A 9,901-nucleotide genomic window follows, 5' to 3' on the forward strand; every position below is an offset into this window, starting at 1 on the left:
TTATTTTCATCGTGATGTAATATATGAACGATTTATCAAAAGGGTTATACATTAATGGATATAAATAAAAAATCCCCCTGCAGAGTGGGGTATTTTTACGCTTTTACCTCTTTTTTAGAATGACTTAATTCATCTCGCAGAATATCAAAATCTCGTTCTGCTACTTCTTCAATTTTAGTATACAATTCATTTTCTGTTAGAAGTCCTTTTTCTTCAAGTATTTCGACAAGAGCCTTAAACTTTATTCTAGATAAAAGCATTTCGTTTACCGTGCTCTCTGTTGGCTGTTCATTTTTTACTTGTTCTTTTGTTTTAACAGGTTCTTGCTGCAGCTTCACCCTGAAAACAATATTTGTATGATCGGTAATTTCAGGTGACTGATAAAATGTGCTATGCGAAATGTTTTTTAGTGTTAGCGTTTCTTTTGTCTCCATATTTGTTACTTCAAAGTAAGGATCCTCAAAAAATGCATCGTATTTATCATAAGCTGCTTTGCCTACAACCGAAAAAGAAAAGTTTAGCCTTTTCAACTCTTCACCTGTATTCGCATCAGTAATCATTTTTTCTTCAAACATATCAACGTGAAAATTTACGTTATTAATCATTAGTTGTGTCAATTCAATCGCCTCCTTCTTTATTAATACGACATGGAGTGACAAGTTCCCTGTTTTTTTATATAAAAAAACATCTCCCAAAAATGGAGATGTTTCTCAAGGAGCTAGAAAAATGCTCTTTTTCAGCTCTACAATTCTTCTTCTGCTTTGTCGTATTTGCGTTCGTGCGCCGTATCTTCTTCGTTATCACGAATGGTTTTTTGAAGCACAAAAGCAGACTGATATGACTACTAATAAATGTTGATATAACAGCTTTCCGTATGTAATTTAAGATTATCTTATCATTGATGTAGTCTTTTTATCAATAGAATTATACTAAAAATCTTTCGACAAATTCCATTGCCTTTCAAAAGCATCAGCCATTATAATTTAAGTAAACTACTTGGAAATTTTTTCTTTGTAAAATTAAACTCAGAGGAGCAATAGTCATGAACAAAATTCCTAAGCATATTTCTTACAATTTAGCTGGAACACTTACTCAACTAAATCAATTTGAACATTATAACAAACTTATTGAAAAAATGATCGCTTCAAGTAATCCTAATGAGTTTAATAAAGAAGGAATTGACCCCTTACTTAGAACAAACGAATATCGACATGAAATAGTTTTCCCTATAATTCATCGAAAGTCCATGTTTATCTCTGTTTTCTCTTTTATAGAACGGGAGCTATTATTGATTGCTTCTTTGTATGAAAGAAGTTTCTCTAAATTTACTACTCTGGAAAATACTAAAGATACAGGAATTGATAAAGCTAAAACTTTTTTCAAGAAAAATATGGACTTGAGTATTAGTAAGTTAGATGACTGGAACAAATTAAAGGATTACCAAATTATAAGAAATTTCTTCGTGCATAACCCTTATGAAACAATTAGAGATGACCATAAATCATTTTCTACTTTTAAGAGGTTAGATTCCATTAACCTAACAAAATATGATTTAGATGATAATACTTCCTCATACAGTATTGAAATTACTTCGCAACTTTGTCTTGATTTATTAGACTTAGCTCATTTTTTCTTTAATGATTTTTATGAATTACTTGAGAAATCAAAATAAAGCCTTTTTAAATAAAGGCTTTATTTTTCATCTTAATCAATAGCTCCATTTAAGACTAATGAATTTAAAAGAATGATTACACATTTTTTTCTTCCCCATTTAATTCTCCCTGTCCTTCTCTGCTTCATCTGGTTTTCTATTTATGTAATCCATCATCATACTTTCCATAACCTCAAGAATTTCTTTTCTTCTCTCTTCAGTTGGTTCTAATACAGTTATCTTTCCCAGTTTCAATTTATTAGTTTTTCCCATGATGTACTTCCTCCTGTTGTTAAACTCAAGAATAAAGATTAAATCACAACGTTTCTTTTGTCAAATGATGGATTTTTTAGCATTTATAATTAATTTACTTTTATTTAACGTCATAATAGACTTTCAAAGCATTTTTATCCTCTTTTTAATAACTTTATCTTTCAAAACTGGTTGAAATTACATTAAAATAGAGTATTTTTCATGAAAATGGCTATATAAATGTAGTTTTATAATTAATTTACTTTTAACTGAAAAAGAACAGCCCAATTTGAGCTGCACTAGAAGTAACTTTTTATAAAGTCTTGTATGTCCTTTGCCTGATATACACCTAAATTACCTGTATCAATGTTATATCGTGTCTCAGAAAGAATTAGAATAAAGGGAAATTGTTCAGTAAACCTTTTCCACTCCTTACTGTCATAGTAAGCCTGATAACGGTCTATCTTTGCTTGCATTACTTTTAAGGTGTATCTGTTTCTTTGTAATTCAATGAACATAGGCGCCCCATTCCATACAACATAGATGTCTGGTTCTATTGTTCCTTTAGCACCTAATTTCATTTCTACTTCAAATATCGATGGTTTAGTGAATTGAGATAAATCAAGATAAGTTTGTGTGATAGCTTTGAAATGAGGAATTTTAGTACTGTTAAGCTTCATGTTAGTTTCATTATGGAAATAATTATAAGGACGGGTAGTACGTTCTACTTTGACTAACCCTTTAGAGGTTAATCTATTCATAATACGATTACATGTTGTAATAGGTTGTTTTTGTTCTTGAAAATGCAGTTGAATTAATTGATCCCTATCTAGTACATAGAACTTCTTAAGATTCTCTAATATCTCCTGATCTCTCTTGTTCATTTGCGTCTTCCTCCAATAGTCGGTAATTGAGCAATATCAGATGCTATTAGATTCTCTAAAGGTTCTACTGCTACCTCAATATCATTATTTTCGTCTGGTAATAGTTCTATCTTATAAGGTTCAAGTAACTTCTTGGCTTCTTTTTTATCGAGAAAAGGAACTTGAATGAATTTTTCTTCTCCATTTATAGATAAAGCCATTCTTCCTGCGATAGTAATATCCTTACTACTTTTAAGCCCAGCTATTTTAGCATTTACTTCATTTGATTGTTTACCTGAAATGCGACCATTCATATTATTTAGCAATTGACCACCTAACTCTTTAGCTGCTGAACGCTGCATAGCAAGAATTAAATGAATTGAAGCACTACGACCTAGACAAGATATGTTGGTTAATATCTTCATGATTTTATCATTGTCTGTTAACAAAAATACCTCATCGATGACTATCATTATAATTGGCAACTTCTCCTCTAACTCTGACACATGTTCTACATCATATTCATCAAGAAGTTTACTTCTGCGTTTCATTTCTGTTTCTATAGCACGTAATTCAGCTAACAAAGGCTTCTGTTCCATATGAATACACTTTACATGAGGAATGTTTCTAAATATCCCAAACTCACTATTTTTTAAATCAGACATTATAAATTGGATTTCTTCAGGTGTTTTGTTAAAAATTAATGAACAAATCATTGAGCGAAAAAGGCTGCTTTTACCCGCGCCAGTACTACCTGTGAGCATGATATGATGCAATTCTTTTAAGTCCAACACGTTTAAGACATTCTGATTATCATACCCTGTAACAATTGGAACTAAAGCTTTCTCCATACAAGGCTCAATCTTTTTGAAATCATAATTAACCTTAGTTGGCATTCCTTTTGAATACACAGATAATATAAATCTCTTGTATTTACCTGACAGCTCTATGTTTTCTCCAAATGTCTGTTTAAACAGCCATATATTATTAAGGACTAACTCTGGATTCATGCCGTTTTTCAATGTGAAAACAAATCTATAATTTTTCTTCTTTAAGTCTATATCGATATTATGAATAGTTGGATAATATTCATTTCGATGAGAACCATGTTTGACAGTTTTAACTATGCCTCCATCTTTGAAACATTTCATGAGTTTACCTCTCCACTTCATTTTATGCCATTTAGTTTGTAGCCACTCCATTACATCCACCCCACTAATGGTAAATGAGTTAAAACGTAAACAAGACTACCTATCGTTAAAAGGGGAAACAAAATATGGGCAACACTTTGAATTACCATAGCAATATCAATATTACCTTGACGAATTAAGAACTTTTCAATTAGAGCTAGCCCTAGAATGCTCCCACCAATTACACAAACCGTGGGATCAAGAAATACCATTGGATTAATGTACAGGGAGTAAGCTCTCGTAGGCTTCTCTTTTTGTACAACCTTCTGATAACTTCTATCCATGAAATCGGAAAAGCTGATAGTGTGTACATATTTCATAAGCTCATACCTCCATCAAAACTTTTTAAATTATTTTTGATTCTCATGTATAAATTTTTTAGATATGGGCACTGGTCGCCTTCATTCGCTTCGCTCCCTCACTCTTAACAAATCCTGTAATCCTTGATAAATCAACATAAAAACAAACGACTGATATATTAGTGCTGATATAGTAGATGATATGGTAGGTGGTATAGTAAACCTTTTAATATAATGTATTAGATAGACTCGTCTGACTTAACTTGTCTTTCAAAATATTATTGAATTTTTTTTCAAAAATAACGGCAAAGGTATTTTGTTAAATTTGAAGAATAGTTGTACTAGGTGATGAAAATGCGGAGTAAAATTGGTGAAATTATAGACAAGCAAGGGTACAAAAAGAAATATGTAGCTGAGATAATGGACATTACTCAAAGTCAATTAAGTAACTGGATCAGTGGGAGAGCTTATCCTCCAATGGACAAAGCATTTAGATTGGCTAAAGTATTAAACGTTAAAGTGGATGATTTGTATGAGGAAATTGAGGAATAAATAAACCCCACTCAAACGATGAGTGGGGTAATAATTTTAATTATGTATTCAATCTGAAATTGTACTCTTATTTCAAACTCTTACTTAGAAAAGAACAATTCATTTATAATTATTGTACAATTACCCACACTTATGAATTAATCTATTTGTGCTAATACCTCTTTATAGAGTAACTCTGCTGGGAAGAAAACCATTCTTCCAGTGGGAAGTTTAAAATAATGTTCGGACTCTTCTTCATTTTCATCAACAAACTCAATTGAATTCCAATCTTCAAAAGTTAAGGTAAAGAGGAGAAAGTAATTATCTATTGCATCCATTTCTTCTTCTTTAAAGCCTAATTCTTCAATGACAAGGGTTTTCTTCATTAGTTCATTCATTCGATACAGCACCTTCCTTTTATTTTTAAGTATATCAAATTAGAACTCCGTTGCCCTCGTTAAATTACTCCTGTTATTAGAACATCATGTTCCACGTATTAGAACCGACTTTTCCATCGACTGCTAACTTGTGTTTCTTTTGATATTCTTTTACTTTTTGTTCAGTCTGTTTGCCAAAAATTCCATCGACTTGCTTTTCAGTTAAGCCTACTGCACGTTGGATTCTTTCCACGTCTTTCCCTCTCGCACCTAGCTTAATTACTTTGTTTGGATAAGGAACAATTGGTCTATCCTCATAGCTTTCTTGAAGTGCTTTGACTACATTTGATACAGGTTTAACTTCTACTTTTGCTGATGTAGGTGGACGTTTACCTGCTTGTAATTGTGAAAGAGTTAATCCAAATGTCATTTGAAGGTGTGGCGGGTCTACAAAACGCCACTTCAAGCCGATTTCAAATCCCATTGATTCCGCAATCGCACAAACACGTTTCCAATCCTTATTAACTGTCCATTGAGGTTGTTTCTTGTCATCAAAAATACAGAAATCTACTGCTAAACCATAGTTATGTATTGACTGTCCACCCTTGGCGTTGGTAACTTTAGTCCCCTTAACTGTACGTCCGATGGCATAAAGCGCATTCTGTTCAGCGAATGAACGGAAACCTTGAGTAATTGCAATTCCAATTCCTTCGTCATAAGCTTTCTTAATTAACTCTCTAGCTTTCTCTGCTACTGTTGCATGAACACCGACTAATTCTTTTTCACTACGATCCATTAAATATTTGAAATCTCCCATTTTAAACACTCCAGTTTATTTTATTTTTCAATCTGCTCTCGAATATCTTTGATTTCTTCCTGCATACCCGATACGCTCTGTTCAATTTGTTTCAAAGTATCTGTGGTACGCTCTACATGATTCATAAGCCTTTCTTCACGATCTTTTGAATCTTTCATAGTTTTAAAAAATAGCCAAATAAAGAGCGCAGCATAGCCCCCTTGTTTGATTAACATATCTAGGATTGTCTGATCCATTACTGTCACCTCCTCCCACTTTAGACATAAAAAATAACGCTCAAGGCGTTTAAAGTAATTTAAGATATAAGTTGTTCCAATTTTGCAAGTCTCGCTTCTAAATCTGCATTCTTAGAACGTAAATCCTGATTCTCTTTACTTAATTCTTGAATAGCTGACCAAGAGTAAGTACCCATAGCATAAGCATCAATACCTTCTCCACGAATATCGATAACATCGACTGGGCTTTCGTCAAGAATCAAACCTACATGTTTTCTTTCATTCTCTAACTCTTCAACAAATCGATATGTACGAATAGGTGTTTCGTTAATTTGCTGTAATGCTGTTTTAATCGTTCCATCAGGATATTCAGTACCAACAAAAGGTTCAATATCTTTCTTACGCTCACGAACAGAATTATAAGTGATATTTGAGGCGTAGATAGGAATGTAGGCACTATCATTAGCATTTTTAAAGTCAACTCTTGCTGTACCGTTATCTACTTTCACACGACATACATCAGTTTTAAAGATAATTTCATCTTTATCAGAAGCGATAACCATGTTGCTTCCTGTTGCTGATTCAGCACCTATATACCCTTTACGAGCACCACCATATGAAAACTCAATATATGCTTGGTTAGAACCGTTAAGCTTTAACATACCAGCGTTACTAGTAATACTTACGTCACCTTTGAATCCACCACCGCCCCATACATCGAGACTTGATGTAGCTGTAATATCTGATGCAGCCAATTTAGCATACGTAGTGTTAGCTTGATTTCGAATATGTACAGCTTCACCACTAGCTAATCCAGCAATATTAGCTGAACCTAAACTTAGTAATCTATGACCGTTGCTATCCCTCCAAAACTTAGGATTAAAAGCACCATCATCCATAACAAAGTTGAAATTATTGTTATCATCAACTGCAATATAGATGTTGTCATTAACACCAAAGCGAGCACGGTTAATAGTTCCTGCTGTTGTTACGTCAATCTTTGCGCCTTTATCACCAAAGTAGATAGTGTTACCACGTAAACCACTGAATCTAGCAGCAGTCAATGTAGCACCTTCACCAATCGTTACATTTCCATTAGCGTCAATTTGAAATTGAGTACCGACAGATAGACCATTCAAACTTTTGATATGGTCTGCTGTTAATGATTGAGTTGTAATATTTCCACCATTGATAATAGTTACTGAAGTAGGTTTAAATGGACTTGCTTTGATTGCATTAGGGTCTACTCGTTCAAATTGGAAACAATCAAAATAAGCTGGAACATTTGGAGTATCATTATAGATAACAAGATTACAAGCTGAAATACCTGTAGGAATATTAACTTTAACTTCGTATCTATACCAATCATCACTTCCACCAACTAATTTAGCACCACCAGTTGCAAATGTACCATTTGATAATTTAACAGAAGCACGGATTCTAGCTTGGTTTATCATATCAGGATTCTTAACATAGAATGAGAAGAAATATGAAGCACCCATTTGAACAGGAATATTATAAACACTTGAACCTGATGATAGATACAACCATCCATCTGAACTAGCTGAACTTTGAAGTACAAGTGAACGAGTACCGTCATATGAATAAAGGTTTGTGATATGTTTTTGAGTTAATGATGTTGTACCTAAGAACATTGAACTTGGTACTACTCCTAAATCTAACTGTTCGAATGAATCCATTCTTGCAGGCATCATATTTGGATTACCTTGAGCAAAGAAAGTAGTGATTGCATCAATATCTAATTTAGATACATTGATTTTAATTGTTTCAGCAGTTTGATTAATTTCACTTACTACTGCATTCTTAGCAACCTTAGAACTAATTTGTCCTGCTTGTTGTGAAATAGTTGATGTATTACTATCTACATTTTTCTTCAAGTCATCGAATGTAGTTGATTCAACTTTAGATGTAATGGAACTACTAAGTTGTTCAATTGTGCTTTCTGATGTTGTAACACGTTCATCTATTACTTCTAATGCGTCCGAATTATCAGTAATAACGGTTAACAATGCAGGGTCTAAATCTCCAACAGATAATGCTTGCTTTTCCCATTCAGTCCCATTATAGGTATACCAAATTGGAGGTGATACGGTTGAATCTATGTACATAGTTCCTTTTGTTGGATTCTCTGGACGTTCACCATTTATAATTGCGTCATTTAAATCGATAAGTGTAATCTGATCAATTGTAACTATTTTTCCATCTACAGTTACTTCACATTGAAATGTAGCTCTACTGCTGACTTCTTCACTTGTAATTGTCACAAGTCTACCAATACCCGTTCCAATCCATGTACTATCTTGTGTTCCATCACCATTAAACTTTTTCCAATTGAACGCTGTTTCTTGAAGAGTTGTAGTGATATCGTCTGTACCTTTATAAACTACTGCTACAAGTTGAGTATTAATTATTCCATTTTTAAATGTACTTCCTTTAGTTGAAAAGACATCACATTTATAGACAATATTATCTTTTACTTCATCTAGTTCTTTTGCTGTTCCGTGTGCTAAATCATAAGCTTCACTCCACTCTTTTTCTTTGAGTTGAAGTTTTTTCTGTGACTTCTCTACTGCTTCAATGGCTGTGACTTGACGCACAACAAATTCACCAAGTACAATTCCACCCTTAGTGTTATCAGTTTGACTTATTTCTTTTTCGAGAATACGAGCTTCTAAGAATTGCTTTTCTTTGCCTGATGTATCTTTTACATTAACAGTATCGCCAACTTCAACATACATGTGATTGTAACCTTCGAATTGTTCAAGCATAATTACAGAAGCTTCATATGTAACTTTTGGTTTGTTTACTTTTTGTAGATAAGCTAATGCATTATTGTAAAGTTCAACGGGGTTAGTTGACGTTTGATCGATAAAACTGTCTTCAATATGTTTAATACCATTACCGTACTTCTCTAGTGCATCATTATCAACCAATCTATTTCCGATAATCTCAAAACCGTCTGGTGGTGTAACCTTTGCATCTTTCAATAAGATTGCATTGCCATTACCATTTTTATTTGAGCATTTTACAACTAGTGCTGTAACAATGGGATTACCTTCAGTTGTTTTAGTAAGTCCTTCAAGATTCTGTTCATATTGAATTGTCACGCCTGTTTTTTGTCCAATTTTATCTTTGATGTTAATAAACTTATTCTCTGGACGTACATTATCCCACTCAATTTTAAATTCTACCTCTGCATCAAAATCAGAAATGGCATCAAGAATTGCTGCGTTTGCTCTTGGTAAATCTTCGAATGATTTAGTTATGCTTCCACTGTAATAACATTCACCTAGTTTCCATGTCGTATCAGTTGCAAGAAAATCAATGATCGTTTCTAAACTAGTTGCGGTAAAATCTTTATCTTCAATTACTCTACTGAATAAGTCACCGACTGCTGCTAATTCACATTTAATTGTAGCAGTCATACTTTCTCCATTTTCTTCAATTCCTGTTGTGATTCTGAATAGTTCACGATTCTTTTTAGCATCTACATAAACAATAAAGTTCCCAATAGTCAAAAGGGAACTTTTTTCATGGTCAGATGGAACATCAAATTCTAGATATTTAGCTCCATCAGCTAATGTCGATTTCATATTATCTCTAAGAATCGGACACCCTTCAGGGAAATTATTATCTAGAATACCAATCGTATTATAGTTTCTGTCTAATATGTACCACATTAATT

General features: G+C 33.1%; 11 protein-coding genes. 2 read left to right on the top strand and 9 right to left on the bottom strand.

All coding sequences use genetic code 11. From position 1 onward, the window contains the following. Positions 1-95: 95 nt before the first annotated feature. Entirely contained in the window at positions 96-617 is a 522-nt protein-coding gene (locus tag SB717_RS15475; protein WP_098622596.1) for a hypothetical protein, read from the bottom strand. A 425-nt stretch (positions 618-1,042) separates the two neighbouring features. Here SB717_RS15475 and SB717_RS15480 point away from each other — a divergent pair, with 425 nt between their 5' ends. Beyond that, positions 1,043-1,672 (top strand): hypothetical protein, encoded by a 630-nt coding sequence (locus SB717_RS15480; RefSeq protein WP_410904105.1) that lies wholly within the window; start codon positions 1,043-1,045, stop codon positions 1,670-1,672. A 99-nt stretch (positions 1,673-1,771) separates the two neighbouring features. On the opposite strand, the gene SB717_RS15485 is transcribed toward SB717_RS15480, so the two are convergent. The 4 genes from SB717_RS15485 to SB717_RS15500 all read right to left on the bottom strand — a co-directional run bounded on the left by SB717_RS15485 (position 1,772) and on the right by SB717_RS15500 (position 4,276). Further along, positions 1,772-1,924 carry a hypothetical protein gene (locus SB717_RS15485; RefSeq protein ID WP_410904106.1) on the bottom strand — a complete coding sequence of 51 codons (153 nt, stop codon included), beginning with the start codon at positions 1,922-1,924 and terminating at the stop codon, positions 1,772-1,774. A 278-nt stretch (positions 1,925-2,202) separates the two neighbouring features. After that, a complete protein-coding gene (locus SB717_RS15490; protein WP_377258479.1) occupies positions 2,203-2,787 on the bottom strand; it encodes a replication-relaxation family protein in 585 nt (194 codons plus the stop codon). After that, complete coding sequence (locus SB717_RS15495; protein WP_410904107.1) at positions 2,784-3,968, bottom strand: FtsK/SpoIIIE domain-containing protein; 1,185 nt, start codon at positions 3,966-3,968, stop codon at positions 2,784-2,786. Before SB717_RS15495 ends, SB717_RS15490 begins: the two co-directional genes overlap by 4 nt. After that, positions 3,968-4,276 (bottom strand): hypothetical protein, encoded by a 309-nt coding sequence (locus tag SB717_RS15500; protein WP_410904108.1) that lies wholly within the window; start codon positions 4,274-4,276, stop codon positions 3,968-3,970. The genes SB717_RS15495 and SB717_RS15500 overlap by 1 nt, the downstream gene beginning before the upstream one ends. Positions 4,277-4,609: 333 nt before the next feature. On the opposite strand from SB717_RS15500, the gene SB717_RS15505 reads away from it, so the two are divergent. Then, the gene (locus tag SB717_RS15505) at positions 4,610-4,807 is read left to right on the top strand and encodes a helix-turn-helix domain-containing protein (RefSeq protein WP_410904109.1); all 198 of its coding nucleotides are present in this window, start codon (positions 4,610-4,612) and stop codon (positions 4,805-4,807) included. Positions 4,808-4,944: 137 nt separating this feature from the next. Here the strand turns inward: SB717_RS15505 and SB717_RS15510 are convergent, their stop codons facing one another. From SB717_RS15510 to SB717_RS15525, 4 genes are all read right to left on the bottom strand, one after another. Then, positions 4,945-5,184, bottom strand: a complete 240-nt coding sequence (locus tag SB717_RS15510) for a hypothetical protein (RefSeq protein WP_410904110.1) — start codon at positions 5,182-5,184, stop codon at positions 4,945-4,947. A 76-nt stretch (positions 5,185-5,260) separates the two neighbouring features. Next, entirely contained in the window at positions 5,261-5,980 is a 720-nt protein-coding gene (locus SB717_RS15515) for a D-alanyl-D-alanine carboxypeptidase family protein (protein ID WP_410904111.1), read from the bottom strand. 20 nt (positions 5,981-6,000) lie between these two features. Beyond that, complete coding sequence (locus tag SB717_RS15520; RefSeq protein ID WP_410904112.1) at positions 6,001-6,216, bottom strand: BhlA/UviB family holin-like peptide; 216 nt, start codon at positions 6,214-6,216, stop codon at positions 6,001-6,003. A 59-nt stretch (positions 6,217-6,275) separates the two neighbouring features. After that, positions 6,276-9,896: a phage tail spike protein gene (locus SB717_RS15525; RefSeq protein WP_410904113.1), complete on the bottom strand. Its 3,621-nt coding sequence runs from the start codon at positions 9,894-9,896 to the stop codon at positions 6,276-6,278. Between the last annotated feature and the right edge of the window lie 5 nt (positions 9,897-9,901).

The sequence above is a fragment of the Priestia sp. SIMBA_032 genome (assembly GCF_046535215.1).
Taxonomy (GTDB): Bacteria; Bacillota; Bacilli; order Bacillales; family Bacillaceae_H; genus Priestia; species Priestia aryabhattai.